The sequence below is a fragment of the Enterobacter cloacae complex sp. 2021EL-01169 genome, from assembly GCF_020733125.1.
In the GTDB taxonomy this organism is placed as follows: domain Bacteria; phylum Pseudomonadota; class Gammaproteobacteria; order Enterobacterales; family Enterobacteriaceae; genus Enterobacter; species Enterobacter roggenkampii.
Map to the genome: position 1 here is coordinate 14,020 of NZ_JAJFTC010000023.1, position 19,713 is coordinate 33,732.

At 55.5% G+C, this 19,713-nt stretch carries 18 protein-coding genes and 4 pseudogenes; 10 read left to right on the forward strand and 12 right to left on the reverse strand.

The features are described from left to right. Positions 1-47 precede the first annotated feature (47 nt). The 3 genes and pseudogenes from dmsD to LLF79_RS25230 form a co-directional block, all read right to left on the reverse strand. Positions 48-662 (reverse strand): Tat proofreading chaperone DmsD, encoded by a 615-nt coding sequence (gene dmsD, locus LLF79_RS25220; RefSeq protein WP_227880588.1) that lies wholly within the window; start codon positions 660-662, stop codon positions 48-50. 93 nt (positions 663-755) lie between these two features. Further along, a pseudogene (ynfE, locus tag LLF79_RS25225) lies at positions 756-3,197 on the reverse strand (selenate/tellurate reductase subunit YnfE). A gap of 131 nt (positions 3,198-3,328) precedes the next feature. Then, positions 3,329-3,598 carry a DUF1161 domain-containing protein gene (locus LLF79_RS25230; protein WP_021241220.1) on the reverse strand — a complete coding sequence of 90 codons (270 nt, stop codon included), beginning with the start codon at positions 3,596-3,598 and terminating at the stop codon, positions 3,329-3,331. A gap of 98 nt (positions 3,599-3,696) precedes the next feature. Here LLF79_RS25230 and LLF79_RS25235 point away from each other — a divergent pair, with 98 nt between their 5' ends. Then, positions 3,697-4,413: a YnfC family lipoprotein gene (locus LLF79_RS25235; RefSeq protein ID WP_008502416.1), complete on the forward strand. Its 717-nt coding sequence runs from the start codon at positions 3,697-3,699 to the stop codon at positions 4,411-4,413. Between the two features lie 143 nt (positions 4,414-4,556). On the opposite strand, the gene speG is transcribed toward LLF79_RS25235, so the two are convergent. Beyond that, positions 4,557-5,117, reverse strand: a complete 561-nt coding sequence (gene speG, locus LLF79_RS25240; RefSeq protein ID WP_227880592.1) for a spermidine N1-acetyltransferase — start codon at positions 5,115-5,117, stop codon at positions 4,557-4,559. Then, on the reverse strand, positions 5,117-5,455 hold the full coding sequence (locus LLF79_RS25245; RefSeq protein WP_008502414.1) for a DUF1283 family protein: 339 nt from the start codon (positions 5,453-5,455) through the stop codon (positions 5,117-5,119). Before LLF79_RS25245 ends, speG begins: the two co-directional genes overlap by 1 nt. A 152-nt stretch (positions 5,456-5,607) precedes the next feature. Between LLF79_RS25245 and LLF79_RS25250 the strand changes: the two genes are divergently transcribed. From LLF79_RS25250 to LLF79_RS25270, 5 genes are all read left to right on the forward strand, one after another. After that, complete coding sequence (locus LLF79_RS25250; protein WP_021241222.1) at positions 5,608-5,934, forward strand: YnfA family protein; 327 nt, start codon at positions 5,608-5,610, stop codon at positions 5,932-5,934. 109 nt (positions 5,935-6,043) lie between these two features. Then, entirely contained in the window at positions 6,044-7,258 is a 1,215-nt protein-coding gene (manD, locus tag LLF79_RS25255) for a D-mannonate dehydratase ManD (RefSeq protein ID WP_227880595.1), read from the forward strand. 14 nt (positions 7,259-7,272) lie between these two features. Continuing rightward, positions 7,273-8,292, forward strand: coding sequence for a Zn-dependent oxidoreductase (locus tag LLF79_RS25260; protein WP_115465573.1), 1,020 nt, complete (start codon positions 7,273-7,275; stop codon positions 8,290-8,292). A 73-nt stretch (positions 8,293-8,365) separates the two neighbouring features. Continuing rightward, positions 8,366-9,733: an MFS transporter gene (locus LLF79_RS25265; protein ID WP_227880597.1), complete on the forward strand. Its 1,368-nt coding sequence runs from the start codon at positions 8,366-8,368 to the stop codon at positions 9,731-9,733. A 221-nt stretch (positions 9,734-9,954) separates the two neighbouring features. Further along, positions 9,955-11,418: a mannitol dehydrogenase family protein gene (locus LLF79_RS25270; RefSeq protein ID WP_227880598.1), complete on the forward strand. Its 1,464-nt coding sequence runs from the start codon at positions 9,955-9,957 to the stop codon at positions 11,416-11,418. A 43-nt stretch (positions 11,419-11,461) separates the two neighbouring features. Here the strand turns inward: LLF79_RS25270 and ydfZ are convergent, their stop codons facing one another. Continuing rightward, positions 11,462-11,665, reverse strand: a complete 204-nt coding sequence (gene ydfZ / locus LLF79_RS25275; RefSeq protein WP_014883679.1) for a putative selenium delivery protein YdfZ — start codon at positions 11,663-11,665, stop codon at positions 11,462-11,464. A 287-nt stretch (positions 11,666-11,952) separates the two neighbouring features. Here ydfZ and LLF79_RS25280 point away from each other — a divergent pair, with 287 nt between their 5' ends. After that, positions 11,953-12,384: a universal stress protein gene (locus LLF79_RS25280; protein WP_023292549.1), complete on the forward strand. Its 432-nt coding sequence runs from the start codon at positions 11,953-11,955 to the stop codon at positions 12,382-12,384. Between the two features lie 35 nt (positions 12,385-12,419). Here LLF79_RS25280 and LLF79_RS25285 read toward each other — a convergent pair whose 3' ends face one another. After that, complete coding sequence (locus LLF79_RS25285; protein WP_008502405.1) at positions 12,420-13,106, reverse strand: GntR family transcriptional regulator; 687 nt, start codon at positions 13,104-13,106, stop codon at positions 12,420-12,422. A gap of 91 nt (positions 13,107-13,197) precedes the next feature. After that, complete coding sequence (ydfG, locus tag LLF79_RS25290) at positions 13,198-13,944, reverse strand: bifunctional NADP-dependent 3-hydroxy acid dehydrogenase/3-hydroxypropionate dehydrogenase YdfG (RefSeq protein WP_021241307.1); 747 nt, start codon at positions 13,942-13,944, stop codon at positions 13,198-13,200. Between the two features lie 142 nt (positions 13,945-14,086). On the opposite strand from ydfG, the gene dcp reads away from it, so the two are divergent. Next, the gene (dcp, locus tag LLF79_RS25295) at positions 14,087-16,120 is read left to right on the forward strand and encodes a peptidyl-dipeptidase Dcp (protein WP_227880599.1); all 2,034 of its coding nucleotides are present in this window, start codon (positions 14,087-14,089) and stop codon (positions 16,118-16,120) included. Positions 16,121-16,269: 149 nt separating this feature from the next. On the opposite strand, the pseudogene LLF79_RS25300 reads toward dcp, so the two are convergent. The 4 genes and pseudogenes from LLF79_RS25300 to LLF79_RS25315 form a co-directional block, all read right to left on the reverse strand. Then, positions 16,270-17,408: pseudogene (locus LLF79_RS25300) on the reverse strand (phage integrase Arm DNA-binding domain-containing protein). After that, entirely contained in the window at positions 17,389-17,646 is a 258-nt protein-coding gene (locus LLF79_RS25305; protein ID WP_206805932.1) for an excisionase, read from the reverse strand. Before LLF79_RS25305 ends, LLF79_RS25300 begins: the two are co-directional and overlap by 20 nt. Before the next feature lie 59 nt (positions 17,647-17,705). Then, the gene (locus tag LLF79_RS25310; protein ID WP_165556807.1) at positions 17,706-17,948 is read right to left on the reverse strand and encodes a DUF4060 family protein; all 243 of its coding nucleotides are present in this window, start codon (positions 17,946-17,948) and stop codon (positions 17,706-17,708) included. A 38-nt stretch (positions 17,949-17,986) separates the two neighbouring features. After that, positions 17,987-18,471 (reverse strand): annotated as a pseudogene (locus LLF79_RS25315) (hypothetical protein); the annotation flags it as partial. On the opposite strand from LLF79_RS25315, the pseudogene LLF79_RS25320 reads away from it, so the two are divergent. Both LLF79_RS25320 and LLF79_RS25325 read left to right on the forward strand, forming a co-directional pair. Next, positions 18,464-18,739: pseudogene (locus tag LLF79_RS25320) on the forward strand (replication protein P); the annotation flags it as partial. The pseudogenes LLF79_RS25315 and LLF79_RS25320 sit on opposite strands and share 8 nt — an antisense overlap. 202 nt (positions 18,740-18,941) lie before the next feature. Beyond that, the gene (locus LLF79_RS25325; RefSeq protein WP_227880602.1) at positions 18,942-19,466 is read left to right on the forward strand and encodes a hypothetical protein; all 525 of its coding nucleotides are present in this window, start codon (positions 18,942-18,944) and stop codon (positions 19,464-19,466) included. The last annotated feature ends 247 nt before the right edge of the window (positions 19,467-19,713 follow it).

Genomic DNA, 19,713 nt, shown 5'->3' on the forward strand with positions numbered 1-19,713 from the left:
ATCTTCTGAGTGCTGCTTGCCCGCTACCCGCGAGCAAGCCACACCCCTTAGCGATACAGCGTCTTTTCCGCAACCGGAATAAGGAGCCCGGATCGCCAGTCCGCGAGCGTCAGCTGCGCAAGCTTACCCAGCGCGGTATAAAACGGATGCCCGGCGTTGTCGACAAACACGGACAGGAAGCGGGTGCTCCACGGCAGCAGGTGCCACGCCAGAAGTTGAGCACACTCCTCATCGCGGCCGTTCTCGGCCAGCCATGCCGCCAGCAGCAGCAAAGTCCCGAAGTGATCTTCCGGTTCATTCTGCTGCATTTCAAATGCGATAGCGTTCTCCCGCATCCACTGGCGCAGCGCGAGGGTCGAGTCGCCGAACAGCACGGATTCGCGGTCCAGCCAGACGGAGCCCCACGGTGGCGCGGGCAGGGCGTAAGGGCCAATAAACAGTCGTTGCCAGGCGTCCCTCAGCGGCTCATCGGCAGACGCGGCAAAGGTGTCGGCTACGGGTCGCAGCGTTTCCGAAGGCAGAGGCCAGTCCTGAACCCATTCGCCTGCGGTGAAGGCCTGCACCAGCGGCGCGGCCTGCTCGCTGTCTGGCGCGAAATAAAACAGCGCACCCAGCACCCGGGCGCTGAACGCGAACGATTCACGATGTGAGACATCTTTCATTACATCTTCCTTGCTCGCGCGGAGGATGTCCGCGCGTCTGAGTTAACCAATAATACAAACCATAGAATAAACCACGGTCACGCCATTCACCCGTTACACCTTCTCGATCTGTACCAGATTGGTGTGCTGCGGGTTGCCTTTGGCCAGCGGTGACGGGCGGTGCGTGGTCAGGGTGTTGATGCATGAGCCGTGGTCGACACGATCGCCACTCATATTGGCGTCGTGCCAGGCCCCCTGGCCCATAGCGCTGACGCCGGGCATGATGCGCGGCGTCACTTTCGCTTCAATTCTTACCTCACCGCGGTCGTTAAAGACGCGCACCGTATCGCCGTTTTTAATGCCGCGTTTTTCGGCATCGACAGGATTAAGCCAGACCTCCTGGCGGCAGGCGGCTTTCAGCACGTCTACATTACCGTAGCTCGAGTGGGTACGGGCCTTAAAGTGGAAGCCAAACAGCTGCAGCGGGAACCGCGCGCGCTCGGGCGCGTCCCAGCCGTCGAAGGTTGACGCGTAGACGGGCAGCGGGCTGATGGTCTCATCTTTTTCCAGCTCCCAGGTGGCCGCAATCTCCGCCAGCTTGCTGGAGTAAATTTCAATCTTACCCGATGGCGTTTTCAGCGGATTGGCTTCCGGGTTTTCACGGAATTTTTTATAGGCCACAAAATGGCCGTTCGGATCTTTGCGCTTGTAAATGCCCCTTTTTTTCAGCTCGTCATAGGACGGCAGTTTGGGATCTTTTTCGAGCATTTTGGCATACAGATACTGCAGCCACTGTTCCTGCGTCCGTCCTTCGGTGAATTTCTGATGGATATCCGGCCCAAGGCGTTTCGCCACTTCGCTCATGATCCAGTAGATGGGCTTGCGCTCAAACTTCGGCGCGGTCACGGGCTGAAGGAATATCAGGTAGCCCATGTTGCCCGCATAATCGTTTGGAATGATGTCTTCCTGCTCGACGGTCATCAGGTCCGGCAACACGATATCGGCATACTTCGCTGACGACGTCATGAAGTTATCAATGACCGCAATCATTTCGCACTTGCTTTCATCCTGCAGGATATCGTGGGTTTTATTGATATCGGAGTGCTGGTTGATGAGGGTGTTGCCCGCGTAGTTCCAGATGAACTTAATCGGCACGTCCAGCTTATCCTTGCCGCGCACGCCGTCGCGCAGGGCGGTCATCTCCGGCCCACGGGCGATGGCGTCCGTCCAGCTGAAGCAGGAAATTTGCGTTTTGACCGGGTTATCCGGCAGCGGCATACGCTCGATGGTGATGGTGTATGTCGACTCACGCGCGCCGCTGTTCCCGCCGTTGATCCCGACGTTTCCGGTGAGGATCGGTAGCATCGCGATAGCGCGGGAGGTCAGCTCGCCGTTCGCCTGACGCTGAGGTCCCCAGCCCTGGCAGATATAAGCCGGTTTAGCGGAGCCGATTTCGCGGGCAAGCTTAACGATGCGATCGGCGGGAATACCGGTGATGCGGGAGGCCCACTCCGGCGTTTTCGCCGTGTGGTCATCGCCCTGGCCGAGAATATACGCTTTGTAGTGACCGTTAGCGGGCGCGCCTTCCGGCAGCGTTTTTTCATCGTAGCCAATGCAGTATTTGTCAAGGAATGGCTGGTCGACCAGGTTTTCGTCGATTAATACCCAGGCAATGCCCGCCACCAGCGCGGCATCGGTTCCCGGACGGATCGGGATCCATTCATCTTCGCGTCCGGCTGCCGTGTCGGTGTAGCGCGGGTCGATAACAATCATGCGCGCGTTGGACCGCTCGCGAGCCTGTTCCAGATAGTACGTAATCCCGCCGCCGCTCATGCGCGTTTCCGCCGGGTTATTGCCGAACATCACTACCAGTTTGGTGTTTTCGATGTCCGAGGTACTGTTGCCGTCGTTGCTGCCGTAGGTGTAGGGCATCGCGCAGGCAATTTGCGCCGTGCTGTAGGTGCCGTAGTGGCTCAGGAAGCCGCCGTAGCAGTTCATCAGGCGCGCCACCAGCGAAGCGTAAGGGGAGGAGCGGGTGATATTGCCGCCGACAATCCCGGAAGAGTAGTTGATATACACCGCTTCGTTGCCGTAGTTGGCCACCACGTCTTTCAGGCTGGCGGCGATCGTGTCGAGCGCTTCATCCCACGTGATGCGCTCGAACTTGCCTTCGCCGCGTTTGCCCACGCGCTTCATCGGGTAGTTCAGACGGTCAGGGTGATTGATGCGGCGACGAATAGAACGTCCGCGCAGGCAGGCGCGCACCTGGTGATCGCCATACACATCCTCGCCGGTGTTATCCGTTTCGACCTAGTACACTTCGTTGTCGCGGACGTGCAGACGCAGCGCACAGCGGCTGCCGCAGTTGACCGAGCAGGCGCCCCACACCACGGTATCTTCAGGAGGCTGGACGGCATGCTTCACCGCAGCGGCAGCGCTTTTAAGGCCAAAGGGAAGCGAGATCCCACCAGCGGCAAGCGCCAGAGAACCTATCGCCGTAGATTTCACGAGAGTTCGACGGCTAATTCCGCCGTCGTAATGTTCAGCATCGGACATGGCTCACCCCATCATTATTATTGCGTATTATTTCTCCCGAAATGATATCCGGGCTAATGATGGGGTGAGTGTTACTTATTTGGGGGTAGTAGATCTTAATCCTTATCAAATCAAAGGGAATTGACGCTCAATTACTGAGGTTCAGCTGCCGCACCGCTGCCTGTGCGGGTATACAGAATTTTAAAGGTGTCGTTAGCGCAGTGGCCTACAACCTGCGTGCCCGGCTGATCGGCCTGGTCGTTCGGCACAATGTTCAGCGTAAAACCTGACTCAGGCACGCCGTTGTTGACGATCTTCTGCTGAATGTCGCTTTTCACGCGCTCGCAGGAATCCGGTGCCGCCAGCGCGGCCGTTGAGGCACTCATTAACAGCAGGGCGGTAATCCAGGGTAACCGTTTCATCTGTAGCTCCTTTTCTCTGTGTAGAGATTAATTTTAGCAGGCTTCGTGTAAACATCTGTATTTGCTAATATGATTGGGAATAATCTCCCTGTACGGAAATGAATGTGAAGAAATATGCAGCGATAACGCTCCTGGCAGCAACACTGGTGGGGTGCGACAACAGCTCCGCGCCGCTGTCGTTTACGCCCGAGATGGCGAGTTTTTCAAACGAATTTGATTTTGATCCGCTGCGCGGCCCGGTCAAAGACTTTACCCAGACGCTGTTCAACGAGAAGGGTGAAGTGTCTAAACGGGTCACCGGCACCGTCTCGACGGAAGGGTGTTTCGATACGCTGGAGCTACACGACCTGGAGGCCAACACCAGCGTGGCGCTGGTGCTGGATGCCAATTACTATCTTGATGCGGAAACCCAGCAGCGCAAAGTGAAGCTGCAGGGCAAATGCCAGCTGGCCGAACTGCCGTCAGCCGGGGTAACGTGGGATACCGACGACAACGGATTTGTGGTGGCGGCGCACGGCAAAGAGATGGAAGTGAAGTATCGCTACGACGCGGATGGTTACCCGCTGGGCAAAACCACCGTATCAGGGGATCAGCATCTGTCCGTCCAGTCGACGCCGTCGAAAGACCTGCGCAAAAGAATGGATTACTCGGCAGTCAGCATGTTGAATGACAAGCCGCTGGGCAACGTGACGCAGAGCTGCGACTACGATCGCCACAATAACCCGGTGAGCTGCGATCTGACCATCACGGACGATAGCGTCAAACCCGCCGTTGAGCACAAGTACACCATCAAGAACACGATTGAATATTACTGAGCGTAAAGTGCATTTTGTGCGTTTCGCCCGGCGGCGCTACGCTTGCACGGGCCTACAATGAAGCACCCTGGAGGCCGGGTAAGCACAGCGCCACCCGGCAAGAAAGACAGCTCAATGGTTTATGACACGGTTTGTCATCGATCTCACTGCGCGGTAGGTTTCAGCAGGCTGGCGCCTGACGGTTTATGTCCGGCCAGGTGCTGATGCTGGAAAATGCACATGCGGATGGTGTTGCGATATTCACCGTTGATAAAGAACTCATGAATCAGCTCGCCTTCCACCATAAAGCCCAGCTTGCGATAGATATGGATCGCTTTTTCGTTCTCTTTGTCCACAATCAGGTAAAGCTTGTAGAGATTCAGAACGTTGAATCCGTAATCCATTGCCAGCCTGGCCGCGCGTGACGCAAGGCCTTTTCCCTGATGCTCAGGGGAGATGATGATCTGGAACTCCGCCCGACGGTGAACGTGGTTGATCTCAACCAGCTCCACCAGCCCGGCTTTTTCATCTTCACACTCCACCACAAAACGACGTTCACTCTGATCGTGAATGTGCTTATCGTAGAGATCGGACAGCTCGACAAAGGCCTCATAAGGCTCTTCGAACCAGTAGCGCATCACGCTGGCATTGTTGTCGAGCTGGTGAACAAAGCGCAGGTCTTCACGCTCCAGCGGACGGAGTTTAACGTCGCAGGGCGCCGACATTATGGGGCTACCGTGCGGCCAGTGCGGCGATCCAGGCATCGCAGGGTGTTAGGCTCCCAGTAGGCATTGACGTTTGCACTTTGCTGACACTTATCGCGCGCGTCAAAAGCGACATCTTCTTTGTCCCACTCTTTTTCGGCACGTTTGTTGACCTTCTGGCGAAGGCTACGGGTGTCATTCCATTGTTCTTTGTCCATGGCGGCGTTCTGGCGGCTTTGCGCGCTGTCACCAGACTCAATAATGAGCTTGCTGGTTTCCGCTGTCGCAGAGGCGGCAAAGGCGAAAGATGACAGCGCCAGCAGGGCTGTCAGACAAAGGCGTTTGCTTAATGTGGTCATAGCGTTTCCTTTTAAATGGGTGCAGATAATCAAGTTACCCCGTACAGATTCTACACTAAAGCAAAATGACGGCATACCCGCGGAGCGAGTATGGAAAAGTAAAGGGCATCATCAGGTATGATGGTTAAATAAATCCTCACCTGACGTGAAATATGCTTAAAACGACGCTGCTTTTTTTTGCGACTGCGCTGTGTGAAATCATCGGTTGCTTCCTGCCCTGGCTCTGGCTCAAAAAGGGTGGATCCGTATTGCTGCTCATTCCGGCAAGCGTTGCGCTGGCCCTGTTTGTCTGGCTGTTAACGCTGCATCCGGCGGCCAGCGGGCGCGTTTACGCGGCTTACGGCGGCGTCTATGTCTGCACGGCGCTGCTGTGGCTGCGCGTGGTGGACGGCGTCAAGCTCAGCGCATACGACTGGGCCGGGGCGCTGATTGCCCTGTGCGGTATGCTGATTATTGTGGCGGGATGGGGCCGCGCATGAGCCCCGGTTTTGTGATCGTTAGCTTATTTTACGATCATTATACTTGTATGGTAGTAGTGTAGTTGCGTAAATTTCCGGCATCACAACGAACGATGTAAGGAAAGGAATTATGAAGATTGTCGCGGCTGACGTGTTTGTTACCTGCCCGGGGAGGAACTTTGTCACCCTTAAAATCACCACCGATGAGGGGATTGTCGGCCTCGGTGACGCTACGCTAAACGGACGCGAGCTCTCCGTGGCCTCATACCTGAAGGATCACCTTTGCCCCCAGCTCATTGGCCGCGATGCGCACCGCATCGAAGACATCTGGCAGTTCTTCTACAAAGGTGCTTACTGGCGTCGCGGTCCGGTTACCATGTCGGCCATCTCCGCCGTGGATATGGCGCTGTGGGATATCAAAGCCAAAGCGGCCAACATGCCGCTCTACCAGCTGCTGGGTGGCGCCTCACGCGAAGGGGTGATGGTCTACTGTCACACCACCGGCCACACCATTGACGACGTGCTGGAAGATTACGCCCGTCACAAAGAGATGGGCTTTAAGGCGATCCGCGTGCAGTGCGGCGTGCCGGGCATGAAAACCACCTACGGCATGGCCAAAGGGAAGGGTCTGGCCTACGAGCCTGCGACCAAAGGCGACTGGCCGGAAGAGCAGCTCTGGTCCACCGAAAAATACCTCGACTTCACGCCGAAGCTGTTCGACGCGGTGCGCAGTAAATTCGGCTTCAATGAGCATCTTCTGCACGACATGCACCACCGCCTGACGCCCATCGAAGCGGCGCGCTTCGGCAAGAGCATTGAAGCGTTCCGCATGTTCTGGATGGAGGATCCCAGCCCTGCGGAAAACCAGGCCTGCTTCCGCCTGATCCGCCAGCACACCGTCACGCCAATTGCGGTAGGCGAAGTGTTTAACAGCATCTGGGACTGCAAGCAGCTCATCGAAGAGCAGCTGATCGACTATATCCGCACCACCATTACCCACGCGGGCGGCATCACCGGGATGCGCCGCATCGCGGACTTCGCGTCGCTCTATCAGGTGCGTACCGGCTCGCACGGTCCGTCGGATCTGTCGCCCGTGTGCCATGCCGCGGCGCTGCATTTCGACCTGTGGGTGCCGAACTTCGGCGTGCAGGAATATATGGGCTACTCCGAACAGATGCTGGAGGTCTTCCCGCACAGCTGGCGCTTTGATAACGGCTATATGCATCCGGGCGACAAGCCGGGTCTGGGCATCGAGTTTGATGAAAAGCTGGCGGCGAAATATCCGTACGATCCGGCCTATCTGCCGGTGGCCCGTCTTGAAGACGGCACGCTGTGGAACTGGTAAGCGAGGAGCAAACGATGAAAAGCGTAGTGATTCAACAGCCGAACGAACTGGTAATTGAAGAGCGGCCACGCCCGGAGCCGGGCGCTGGTGAAGTGCGCGTTAAGGTTAAACTGGCCGGGATTTGCGGTTCAGACAGCCACATCTACCGCGGCCATAACCCGTTTGCGAAGTATCCGCGCGTCATCGGCCATGAGTTTTTTGGCGTGATTGACGCCGTGGGCGAGGGCGTTGACAGCGCGCACCTGGGCCAGCGCGTTTCGGTCGATCCGGTAATCAGCTGCGGGCACTGCTACCCGTGCTCCGTGGGAAAACCGAACGTCTGCACCTCGCTGGTGGTGCTGGGCGTTCACCGTGACGGCGGCTTTAGCGAATATGCGGTCGTGCCCGCACAAAACGCCTGGCCCATTCCGGATGACATTCCTGATAAGCACGCCGTCATGGTTGAGCCCTTCACCATCGCCGCCAACGTAACGGGGCAGGCGAAACCGACTGAACAGGACGTCGCGCTGATATATGGCGCCGGGCCGATGGGGCTGGTTACGGTTCAGGCCCTGAAAGGCGTCTATAAGGTGAAGCAGGTTATCGTGGTTGATCGCATAGACGAGCGTCTGGCGATGGCCCGGCGCAGCGGCGCGGATTGGGTCTTTAATAACGGCGAGCAGTCGCTGCAGGCCGCGCTGGAGGAAAAAGGCATCAAACCGACGTTAATCATTGATGCCGCCTGCCATCCCTCCATTTTGCAGGAAGCGATAACTCTGGCCTCACCGGCGGCGCGCATCGTGCTGATGGGGTTCTCCAGCGAGCCGAGCCAGATTGTTCAGCAGGGCATCACCGGCAAAGAGCTGGCGATATTCTCCTCGCGCCTGAACGCCAACAAATTCCCGGTCGTTATCGACTGGCTGAAGAGGGGGCTGATCGACCCGGAAAAACTGATCACCCATACCTTTGACTATCACCACGTTAAAGACGCTATTGAACTGTTTGAGAAAGACCAGCGGCAGTGCTGCAAAGTTTTGCTCACGTTCGGCCAATAATCATTTACGCGGTTAAGCGCCTGCGCAGACAGGCGCTATGTGGTACGCATCTTACCTTTCAGAGATAGCCATTATGACGCAAGTACAACCTCAAAGAACCACATCCGATCTGGTGAAAGCCGCCGTTTCCGGCTGGCTGGGCACTGCCCTGGAATTTATGGATTTCCAGCTTTACTCGCTGGGCGCCGCTCTGGTCTTCCATGAGATCTTCTTCCCGGAACAGTCCGCCGCGATGGCGCTGATCCTCGCGATGGGCACCTACGGCGCAGGCTATATTGCGCGCATCGTCGGCGCCTTTATCTTCGGCAGAATGGGCGACAGCATTGGTCGTAAGAAGGTGCTGTTCATTACCATCACCATGATGGGGATCTGCACCACGCTGATTGGCGTCCTGCCGACCTACGCGCAGATCGGGATTTTTGCCCCCGTGCTGCTGGTGACGCTGCGCATTATTCAGGGCCTTGGTGCCGGGGCCGAGATCTCCGGGGCCGGAACTATGCTGGCGGAGTACGCGCCGAAAGGTAAACGCGGCATCATCTCCTCGCTGGTGGCGATGGGGACTAACTGCGGGACGCTGAGCGCAACGGCGATCTGGGCCATCATGTTCTTTGCCCTCGATCGTGAACAGCTGCTCGCCTGGGGCTGGCGCGTGCCGTTCCTCGCCAGCGTCGTGGTGATGATCTTCGCCATCTGGCTACGTATGAACCTCAAGGAGAGCCCGGTCTTTGAGAAAGTGAACGATGTGCAAGCTGCGCAGCCGGACACCTCACTGGGTTCCATGGTGAAAAGCAAATCCTTCTGGCTGGCGACCGGCCTGCGTTTCGGCCAGGCAGGCAACTCAGGTTTGATCCAGACCTTCCTCGCGGGTTATCTGGTCCAGACGCTGCTGTTCGATAAGGCCATCCCGACCGATGCGCTGATGATCAGCTCCATTCTCGGGTTTATCTCCATTCCGCTGCTGGGCTGGCTTTCCGATAAAGTGGGGCGCCGTCTGCCGTACATTATCCTCAATATCTCCGCCATTATTCTGGCCTATCCGATGCTGTCGATCATCGTCGATAAGAGCTATGCACCCGGGACGATCATGCTCTGCATCATCGTTATCCATAACTTCGCCGTGCTGGGGCTGTTTGCGCTGGAAAATATCACCATGGCGGAGATGTTTGGCTCGCGAAATCGCTTTACCCGTATGGCGATCTCCAAAGAGGCGGGCGGTCTCGTAGCGGTGGGCTTTGGTCCGGTACTGGCAGGGATTTTCTGCAATATGACCGGCTCCTGGTGGCCGATTGTCGCCATGCTGGTGGCCTATTCCGTGATTGGACTGATCTCGGCGATCCTGATGCCGGAAGTGCGCGACCGTGATTTAAGCGCGGCGCAAGACGCAGCCGAGTCTGCGCCGAAAGAGATGGTCGGTTACGGTGCCGTCTCCTCTCGACGCTGATGGTTTATAGCTTGCGTTACCTGTCACACAACTTTGATTTTGTGTCACACCACATGAACAAAAGTTAATATAAATCAAAAACTCAAACGGCAGTATCAGTATGGTTGATGGCAGTTCGCTTTTTTACTCCAGCTGCCATTCTAGTTGGTGTAGTCAGCAGGCGCTGCCGCTTCAGCATGGGCGGCAGCGATCCACAGCTTTCTAATTAACGAGTCTTAATCATGGAAAATACCTTATTACAGGCCAACGCGACGCTGCCACAGTACGATCGCGACAGCCTTAAAGCACGCATCGTTCATTTAGGGTTTGGCGCGTTTCACCGTGCGCATCAGGCAGTGTACGCCGACATCCTCGCCGCGGAACACGGTAGCGACTGGGGATACTGTGAGGTTAACCTGATTGGCGGCGAACAGCAGATTGCCGATCTGAACGCGCAGGATAATCTCTATACCGTGGCGGAAATGTCTGCCGATGCGTGGACCTCCCGCGTGGTTGGCGTGGTAAAAAAGGCGCTGCATGCGCAGGTTGACGGGCTGGAGACCGTGCTGGCCGCGATGTGCGAACCGCAGGTGGCGATTGTCTCGCTGACCATCACCGAGAAAGGGTACTGCCATTCCCCGGCGACCGGGCAACTGATGCTCGATCACCCTTTTATCGTCGCAGACCTGCAAAACCCGCACCAGCCGATATCTGCGCCGGGTGTGGTCGTGGAAGCGCTCGCGCGGCGTAAGGCGGCGGGTTTGCCAGCGTTTAGCGTGATGTCCTGCGACAACATGCCGGAGAACGGTCACGTGATGCGCAATGTCACCTGCGCGTACGCCCGTGCGGTAGACGGTGAACTGGCGGACTGGATCGAATCCCACGTTACCTTCCCGTCAACGATGGTGGATCGCATCGTGCCTGCGGTCACCCCCGACACGCTGGATAAAATTGAACAGCTTACCGGCGTGCGCGATCCGGCGGCGGTGGCCTGTGAACCGTTCCGTCAGTGGGTGATCGAAGATAACTTTGTGGCCGGCCGTCCAGCGTGGGAAAAAGCCGGAGCCGAGCTGGTGTCAGATGTTATCCCGTTTGAAGAGATGAAGCTGCGCATGCTTAACGGCAGCCACTCATTCCTGGCGTACCTGGGCTATCTGGCGGGCTATCAGCATATTAACGACTGTACGGAAGATGAAAACTACCGCGTCGCCGCGCACGCGCTGATGCTTAACGAGCAGGCGCCTACGCTGAAGGTCAAAGGCGTCGATTTAGGACGCTATGCCGATCTCCTGATTGCCCGCTACAGCAACCCGGCCCTGCGCCATCGGACCTGGCAAATTGCAATGGACGGCAGCCAGAAGCTTCCGCAGCGCATGCTGGATTCCGTGCGCTGGCACCTGGTGCATCAGAAGCCTTTCCCGCTGCTGGCGCTGGGCGTGGCAGGGTGGATGCGCTATGTCGGGGGCGTGGACGAGCAGCGTAACGCAATTGACGTGAGCGATCCGCAGCTGGAAGTGATTCAGGCGGCGGTTAAAGGCAGTGCGGAAGGGGAAAGCCGGGTCAGGGCGCTGCTCGGCATCGAGGCCATCTTCGGCAAGGAATTACCGCGTGAAGCCGTCTTTGTTGATGCGGTGATGAAGGCATACCAGACGCTGCTGCAAAAGGGCGCGAAAGCAACCGTGGCGCAGTACGTGTCTCAACGGTAATTCAGCACATGCCGCCGTTCGCGGCGGCATGTCTGCGCACCGTTTAGTGCATACCCAGGCGAATCAGCTCAATCGGTTCGAACTTACCTTCGCATCCTTCCACTTCAACCGTTTTGCTGCGGCGCACCTGCGCGGCATCCAGCCCGTCGCTGTGGATCGCTTTAATCACGCCAGTTTTGCCTGTGCCGCTAATCATGACGCGGCTGCCGGTGGTGATTGCATTGCGGTTACGGTCGTATGTCATCATGGTATTTTCTCCTCTCTAACCTGTTCGTTACGGCGTTATTTCAGGGTTGCCGTTCACGGGGCATATAAATACGCCTGTCTGCATCAGATGTTTTTGTTTTTGATCAAACTCACACTTTTTTCTTTATTGCGTCGGGCGCTGACGGTTCACGACAGCAATTGACAAAGCAGACCGTTATTTTCATTAACTGATAGTTTCATCAGGGAAGCGTTGAGGGTTGGTTTATATTCCCGATGCCATTCTGGATACAGGAAATAACCCTTTCATCGGAATAAGGAGCCAGGCTTATGTATAAGAAGATTTTGATGCCTGTTGATGTATTTGAAATGGATTTGAGCGACAAAGCGGTTCGCCACGCGGCTAACCTCGCGAAGGCCGAGGGCGCGTCGATTACCCTGGTCAATATTCTGCCGACCAGCAGCCGATCCCTGCTGCGCGGTTTTAACGCCGATATTAAAAAGTTCGAAGAATATATGACTGAGGAATCCGGGAAGAAAATGAACGCCTTAAAAAGGCTGTTCGACATCTCGCCGGAGAAAATTGACAGCCTGGTTCGCTTTGGCAACGTCCGCGATGAAATTATCAGGCTGAGCAAAGAGGGGGAATATGACGCGATCGTCATCGGGTCGAAAAACCCGGGCATCACCACCCATCTGCTGGGATCAAATGCGGAATCTATCCTGCGCTACGCAACCATTCCGGTGTTAGTCGTTCGCTAAACCCATCGCCGCACCCGAAAGGGCGCGGCGAAATATTATTCTTCGCTAAACCACTCGCTATTTTCCTGACGAATCAGCTGCACGGATTCGCTAATTTCCTGCAGATGCAGCGTCATCGCTTTTTCCACGCCGTCCGGGTCGCGTTTTTCCAGCGCGCTGAAAATATCATGGTGCTGTCGGAGCAGCATTTCCGGCGGAGAGACGTGATCGAGACTCATATAACGCACGCGGTCGATGGTGGCCTTGATGTTTTCGATGGTGTCCCAGGCCAGCTGGCAATCCGCAATCTGCGCCAGCTTCTGGTGGAATTCATCATCTAGCTGGAAGAAATCATTCAGCTGCTTACGGTCAATCGCAATCCGCTGCTGATGCAGGTTTTGCTCCAGCAGGTAACACTGCTTGTCGTTGATGAGCGTTGCGGCACGGCGCGCCACCGCGCATTCAATGGCCTGGCGAACAAAACAGCCGTTGCGCACCTGAGAGAGTGAAATTTTGTTCACGTAGCTGCCGCGCTGCGGGCGGATCTGAATCAGACCGTTTTCCGCAAGCTTAATAAACGCTTCACGCACCGGCTGACGGGAAACGTCAAAACGCACGGACACCTCTTTTTCAGAAAGCGGAGTTCCCGGTGGGATCAGGCAATGGACAATATCACGTCGCAAAATGCGATAGATTTGCTGGTTTACGGGCTGGGTGGGATTGAGTTGCGATTCAGCGGCCATGAGTTGTCATTTCTCAGAGAGTTAGCCTGAACATACTACCATTCTTTTATAACCCGAAACAGACCCGGCCCGCAGACCGGGAAGGGCAGCGTTAGCTACGATGGACGCTAAGCCCGGCAAAACTCTGGCTGACCGGCATCATTTCTACGGTATTGATGTTGACGTGTTTTGGCAGCGTCGCCACCCACCAGACCGTTTCGGTGACATCTTCCGGCGTCAGGGCGTTGGCGTTTTCATAGGTTTTGTCTGCTTTCGCGTCATCGCCTTTGAAACGCACGTTGGAAAACTCGGTGCCACCCACCAGGCCCGGCTCGATGTCGGTGACGCGAATTGCGGTGCCGTGCAGATCGGTACGCAGGTTAAGGCTGAACTGGCGCACAAACGCTTTCGTCGCCCCGTATACGTTGCCGCCTGCATAGGGCCAGCTTCCGGCGGTGGAGCCGATATTGATAATGTGGCCACGATTGCGCTCAACCATGCCCGGCAGCACCGCGCGGGTCATATAGACCAGCCCTTTGTTGTTGGTGTCGATCATGTTTTCCCAGTCTTCCACGCTGGCTTTGTGTGCCGGCTCCATGCCCAGCGCCAGACCGGCATTGTTGACCAGCACGTCGATGGCGCGCCACTCGGCGGGCAGGTTGGCAATCATCTCTTCAATCGCCGCGCGGTTACGCACGTCCAGCTGCGCGGTCAGGATGCTGTCGCCTAATTCGTCCTTCAGCTCCTGCAGACGTTCCTGACGGCGGCCCGTTGCAATAACCTTGTGCCCGTTGGCGACGAAGCGACGCGTGATGCTTTCACCAAAACCTGCCGTTGCCCCGGTAACTAAAATAATCATCTCACTGTTCCTCAACGCTTTTTGTGTTTTACTAACATAGCACGGCCGCAGAGGGTGCGTTAAGGCAACATTTGTATGACAGCGTTGCAGGGGATGGCGGCCTGGCCTACTCTGGGAGGATACCCGTACTCAGGAGTGAAAGATGACGGCCACGAATCCCTTTTTTGACATCAGCCTGCTGCCTTACCAGGCCCCCCATTTTGATCAGATCAACGACAGCCACTATCGTCCGGCCTTCGATGAAGCCCTTCGCCAGAAGCGTGCGGACATTGACGCGATTGTCGCTCAGGCCGCTGCGCCTGACTTCACGAACACCGTGCTGGCGCTGGAGAAGAGCGGCGCCATGCTCTCGCGTGTCAGCAGCGTGTTCTTCGCCATGACTTCCGCGCACACAAATCCGTTTTTACAGGAGCTGGAAGAACAGTTCTCCACCGAGCTTGCCGCGCTGGCAAACGATATCTGGCTGAATGACGCGCTGTTCGCCCGCGTGGAGAGCGTCTGGCAGGACCGTGCCGCGCTGGACGCCGAATGCCGTCGTCTGGTCGAGGAGTTGTATCAGCGGTTTATTCTGGCCGGCGCGCGTCTGAATGAGACAGAAAAGGCCGAGCTGAAGGCGCTGAATACCGAGGCGGCCTCCCTGACCAGCCAGTTTAACCAGCGTCTGCTGGCTGCCGATAAGACCGGTGGGCTGGTGGTGGATTATGCGCACCAGCTTGACGGGCTCAGCGCAACGGAGATCGCTGACGCGGCGCAGGCTGCCGCGGAGCGAGGGCTAAACGATCGCTGGCTGATCCCGCTTTTGAATACCACCCAGCAGCCCGCGCTTTCCGCGCTGCGCAATCGTCAGACACGCGAAAACCTCTTCAACGCAGGCTGGACGCGTACCCAGAAAGGGGACGAAAACGACACCCGCGCGCTGATTCTTCGTCTGACGGCGCTGCGCGCGCGGCAGGCCCGTCTGCTGGGCTTTGAGGATTACGCTAGCTGGAGCATCGCTGACCAGATGGCGAAAACCCCGGCCGCCGCGCTGGAATTTATGCGCGGCATTGTGCCTGCCGCCCGCGCCCGCGCGGAACGCGAACAGGCCGATATTCAGAAAGTCATCGACGACGAGCAGGGCGGTTTCACCGTGGAGGCCTGGGACTGGGCCTTTTATGCGGAGCGCGTGCGCCAGGCAAAATATGCCCTCGATGAGTCGCAGATCAGGCCCTACTTTGCGCTCAATACCGTGCTGCAGGATGGTGTGTTCTGGGCTGCCAGCCAGCTGTTTGGCATTCGCTTCGTCGAGCGCTTCGATATCCCGGTGTATCACCCGGACGTCCGCGTATGGGAAATTTTCGACCACACCGGCGAAGGCATGGCGCTGTTTTACGGTGACTTCTTTGCCCGTGATTCCAAACAGGGCGGGGCATGGATGGGGAATTTCGTCGAGCAATCCTTCGAGTTTGCTGCCCGTCCGGTGATCTACAACGTCTGTAACTACCAGAAACCGGCGAATGGCGGTATCGCGCTTCTCTCCTGGGATGACGCAATAACCCTGTTCCACGAGTTTGGCCATACGCTGCACGGTCTCTTTGCCAGCCAGCGTTTCGCCACCCTTTCCGGCACCAATACGCCGCGTGATTTTGTTGAGTTCCCGTCGCAAATCAACGAGCACTGGGCCAGCCATCCTCAGGTGTTTACCCACTATGCGCGCCATTACGAAACCGGCGAACCGATGCCGGACGCGCTGCGGGAAAGCATGCTCAACGCGACCCATTTCAACAAGGGTTATGACATGACCGAACTGCTGGGTGCCGCGCTGCTGGACTTGAACTGGCACGGCATCAGCGAGGCCGTTTTGAGCGTGGAGGATTTTGAAGCGGCAGCGTTGAAGAAAGAGGGGCTGGATCTGCCCGCCGTTCCGCCGCGCTACCGCAGCAGCTATTTTGCCCATATCTTCGGCGGCGGCTACGCGGCGGGGTATTACGCCTACCTGTGGACGCAAATGCTGGCCGACGACGGCTATCAGTGGTTTGTCGAGCAGGGCGGGTTGACGCGTGAAAATGGACAGACATTCCGCGAGGCCATTTTGTCCCGCGGGAACAGTACTGATTTAGCTGAACTTTACCGGAACTGGCGCGGGCACGATCCGAAGATTGAGCCGATGCTGGATAACCGCGGGTTGAGTTCGTAAGGGCTTTTCAGGCTCTAAGCAGAACCGGGCGCGGTGCCCGGTTTTTGCCCGATTTTTTCTTCCCCAAAACTCCTCCAAAATGCCTCCCCAAAATGAATTCTTAAATTCTGCGAAATTTGCAGGGGGATACGGTCCAATTATTCACGTAGCTACACCTTCACTTTCACCCATTCGAGTCCGCGATCGTTATGATACTGCGCTGTCATCCTGTCTGATGAGTGGCCTAGTAGCTGCCGGGTATTGATGCCTTGCCCCTCGTATAGACGTTCAGATAGAGAACGCTGCTCGTGAAAAGTCGGCATTGTTTTCCCATCCTCTACGGAAATGCCAGTACTATCGATCGCGAGTTTGAAGGAGACGCTAAGGCTGTTCTCGCCAACCTGATCGCCTGCTTTCACATTACCGCTTGAGGTTACGTGATGGAGAAGCCAGGGGCTTACGACCCGATCCCTGCATCGCTTGATCACCTGCGCCAGTGTAATATCCAACATCTCGCAGCGTAGCGAGAGCGGTATAGCCAGTTTCGCCCCGGTCTTTTGCTGCTCAACGTGGATATGACCGTCCAAGACATCAGAGAACTTCATTTTGGCGATATCGCCGCGCCGCGCCCGGTGACAACTGCCAGAAGCATGGAGTTTTGGACGTAGGGCGCCATAGTGGAGGCAGCTTCAAATATCGCCTTCCACATCTCAAGGTTCAGGCACGAACGACTTACCCGGACAACGACTTTTCTTGTGGCTAGCGCCGGGTTATATCCCGGCTCAACTTCGCCTGCGTGCTGCGCCTCTTTGAACAGGTCAATCCAGACGCTGCGGAGCGTTTGCGCCATTCGTGCTTTGCCTCTGGCTTTATATTCGTCTGTAATAGCTGCCAGCATTTTGGTGGTGACGTCCTGAATGCCAATGTCAGGCATCCTTTCAACCAGTACGTTTGTGCATGTCCTTCTTGATTTAAGCGTATTAATTTTTATCTCTTTATTGCTGAGTCGCTCCTCCTGAATTTCCAGATACCGTTCAATCCATACGCGCATCCGTATCGATTTCTTAGAATTAATCTTTTTATGGCTGACCATATCTATCAGGGCAAACGACTGGGCAGTTTCCTGCAGCGCCAGAAGACGATTCAGTTCAGAGGCGGCCAGTCTGGCCGCCTCTTGATCGGTACCAAAACCGATAAACTGACCGGTTAAAGGGTGCCGATATTGCCAGTAGGTTTTGCTGTTACGCTTATCAAGCTTGCAGTAGAGATTTGGTATATCAACCCTATGATTACGTGGTCTGGCTGCCATTAATTACTCTCTCCATAAGCGTCTTAACCGCTTTCGGCATGCGTGGTGGTAGAGCCGGCGATGCGAGCATACCAATGAATTTGGCCTCTTCATCGATAATCCACCGCCGACCTTGTTTCAGCGCCCTTGGGATTGTTTGTCCTGTTTTAGCAATCTTGTGCAGCGCCGCTCTGGATGGTGGTTGCTTAAAGCCGTTTGGACCGGAAGCCCAATCCTTCAGGCTAACGAGCTGTCCCATGAAAACTTCCAGTTTGATAAATATGAGCGTTTAAAGTCAGGTAGGGTGATATTTCAGTTTCAGTTTGCCTGGCTGGACAGAGAGCGCAGTCGTCGCATGCCGGTCATTGCCGTGGCAATGTAGCTTGCCTTGCAGTTGACCACTTCAACCCAGACCTTCACGCCTTCCACTCTCACCGTATAGGTCTCTTTCATCTTGCTGCGCCCATAGTCGCCGTATTTTTGCTTGTGGGCTGCGAGTGCGATTTCACATGCCTGGCGAGCCAAAGGGGATTGCTTACTGCCTCGATTAATCAGTCGCATTTCTTCTCCTTGAGGGAGGGGGTCCCCTCCCGATCTCGTTAGTCCATGTATTCCGGTTTCATATCCGCCAGGGTGATGCTTAACTGACCATGCAATTCGTCGCCCAGATGGCGTTTAGACGATGCAATAACGCGCTCTACCTCTGCGAACCGCGGAGCTGCATCGGGTTCATCTGAATGTGGCAAGGAATTGATGGCTGCTTCGACTTTGTTCCGTGCATCAACCAGGTAATAACGCTTAACGGCCTTGTTTTTCAGCTCAGTGAACAGGCAGAACCCAGCGTTGCTTTCACGGTTTCAATACCTGCGCGCAGAGCTTTAGCGCTATCCACATCCTGATCCGCCTCGATGCGGTCGCGGAAATCATCATCAAGTGCATCAATATTTTGAGCTGATTCCTGAGCCGTTTGAGCCGTAGTGACGTTGTCACCTGAAATATCAGCGAGGCTAACGTGCTGCGCCGGTGCTGGGTTTACCTCTCGTTCTTCACGGCGATCATCGAGTTCATCCGGGGTATATCCAAGCAGTGAGCAGTATCCGTGGCCTAAACCCATTTACTATCACATCTGCCTCGAGCTGCGGCGCCGGGGAACTGATGGCCAACTGAGTCATAAAGAACTCGAGCGTGAAGCCAGCGATATTCTGGATATGTGGGAAAAACGGGTGCTGGCCGGGAAGCCGATTCCGCCTGTTCGGCGGGCGTTGGCCGCACCAGTCGCTTCGAAAGGGCCAACGCCAGCTGAGCTTTTGAAAGCCAAATATGAGCGTATGAAGGCTGAAGGGAGGGCATAGTGATGAAGTGGTCTGCTATGAGCGAGAAACGGACGGTTCTCTAATGATTTAATCACAATCTGGTGAGGGGTCATAAGTAGCTCAGATAATCGCTCATGAAAATCTTTTTTTTGCCGATATAACATGGATGTTTATGTACTGAAGTTAAGTATGTTTCTTTATTGACTGTCATAAAGACATGGTTTTTATTAAGAAATGAATAATGATGATTAGAATTTTAGGGCTCATATTTTTGTTACTTACGGCAGGGTGTTCAACGCCTGGAAAACCAGCTTTCTATTATACCTGGACACAGTACAAAACCGGTGTTGAAGTGATGTTGGTCAATGAACCGCAGTACAAAGATGGTTTTGATGGAATTCTTCGCCTTGACGATAAAGGCAAATACGCAGTAATGGCTATATACTACGGTGGGGATATGTCGAGTCACTTCGGATACGTCACCAAGGACAGTCTCGAAAGTTGGATAACCATGTACACTGCCTTTTTAAAATGGGATCCGCAAAATCCAGCGCAGCCGACAAAATTCACTATTCTGGATAATCTTTCGTGGACCCATAAAGACTACGATGTTGAGTATCGATTCGTGAACAGTAAAAAGCTATTTGTTATCAATAAGCACAGTACTGGAAACTGGTTTGTGGACTTCTCAGCGCTCTCCATGGATGAATCCAATGTCGCAAAGCTGACTAATATCTATATCGATCTGAGACAGAAGCTGAAATAGCCAGTCAATAACCCTCTGCTGAGCCTCATTTGGAGGTTTTCCGTGACTGGCAGAGGTAATCTAATCGTCTGTGTTGTACCTCTCCGGTGAATGCAATGCAGACTAAGCAATGTCCGCTTCTGGCACAGGCTGTGTAAAAACTCGGTTTTTTCAGTATCTGAGGACTAACACCAGCAGGGATGCAAGATATTCCTGATATGGGCTGTATTCGCAGTGATTTGTATGTTGAGGCAAAACGAGACTTTGT

Bases quoted from the DNA above. Each gene is read 5' to 3' on its own strand.
- LLF79_RS25260 (WP_115465573.1), top strand. From the start codon at position 7,273: ATGAAAAGCGTAGTGATTCAACAGCCGAACGAACTGGTAATTGAAGAG.
- dmsD (WP_227880588.1), bottom strand. From the start codon at position 662: ATGAAAGATGTCTCACATCGTGAATCGTTCGCGTTCAGCGCCCGGGTG.
- LLF79_RS25265 (WP_227880597.1), top strand. From the start codon at position 8,366: ATGACGCAAGTACAACCTCAAAGAACCACATCCGATCTGGTGAAAGCC.
- LLF79_RS25310 (WP_165556807.1), bottom strand. From the start codon at position 17,948: ATGCGACTGATTAATCGAGGCAGTAAGCAATCCCCTTTGGCTCGCCAG.
- LLF79_RS25285 (WP_008502405.1), bottom strand. From the start codon at position 13,106: ATGGCCGCTGAATCGCAACTCAATCCCACCCAGCCCGTAAACCAGCAA.
- manD (WP_227880595.1), top strand. From the start codon at position 6,044: ATGAAGATTGTCGCGGCTGACGTGTTTGTTACCTGCCCGGGGAGGAAC.
- LLF79_RS25235 (WP_008502416.1), top strand. From the start codon at position 3,697: ATGAATGTGAAGAAATATGCAGCGATAACGCTCCTGGCAGCAACACTG.
- LLF79_RS25325 (WP_227880602.1), top strand. From the start codon at position 18,942: ATGATGATTAGAATTTTAGGGCTCATATTTTTGTTACTTACGGCAGGG.
- LLF79_RS25230 (WP_021241220.1), bottom strand. From the start codon at position 3,598: ATGAAACGGTTACCCTGGATTACCGCCCTGCTGTTAATGAGTGCCTCA.
- LLF79_RS25305 (WP_206805932.1), bottom strand. From the start codon at position 17,646: ATGGGACAGCTCGTTAGCCTGAAGGATTGGGCTTCCGGTCCAAACGGC.
- LLF79_RS25280 (WP_023292549.1), top strand. From the start codon at position 11,953: ATGTATAAGAAGATTTTGATGCCTGTTGATGTATTTGAAATGGATTTG.
- speG (WP_227880592.1), bottom strand. From the start codon at position 5,117: ATGTCGGCGCCCTGCGACGTTAAACTCCGTCCGCTGGAGCGTGAAGAC.
- ydfG (WP_021241307.1), bottom strand. From the start codon at position 13,944: ATGATTATTTTAGTTACCGGGGCAACGGCAGGTTTTGGTGAAAGCATC.
- LLF79_RS25270 (WP_227880598.1), top strand. From the start codon at position 9,955: ATGGAAAATACCTTATTACAGGCCAACGCGACGCTGCCACAGTACGAT.
- dcp (WP_227880599.1), top strand. From the start codon at position 14,087: ATGACGGCCACGAATCCCTTTTTTGACATCAGCCTGCTGCCTTACCAG.
- ydfZ (WP_014883679.1), bottom strand. From the start codon at position 11,665: ATGATGACATACGACCGTAACCGCAATGCAATCACCACCGGCAGCCGC.
- LLF79_RS25245 (WP_008502414.1), bottom strand. From the start codon at position 5,455: ATGACCACATTAAGCAAACGCCTTTGTCTGACAGCCCTGCTGGCGCTG.
- LLF79_RS25250 (WP_021241222.1), top strand. From the start codon at position 5,608: ATGCTTAAAACGACGCTGCTTTTTTTTGCGACTGCGCTGTGTGAAATC.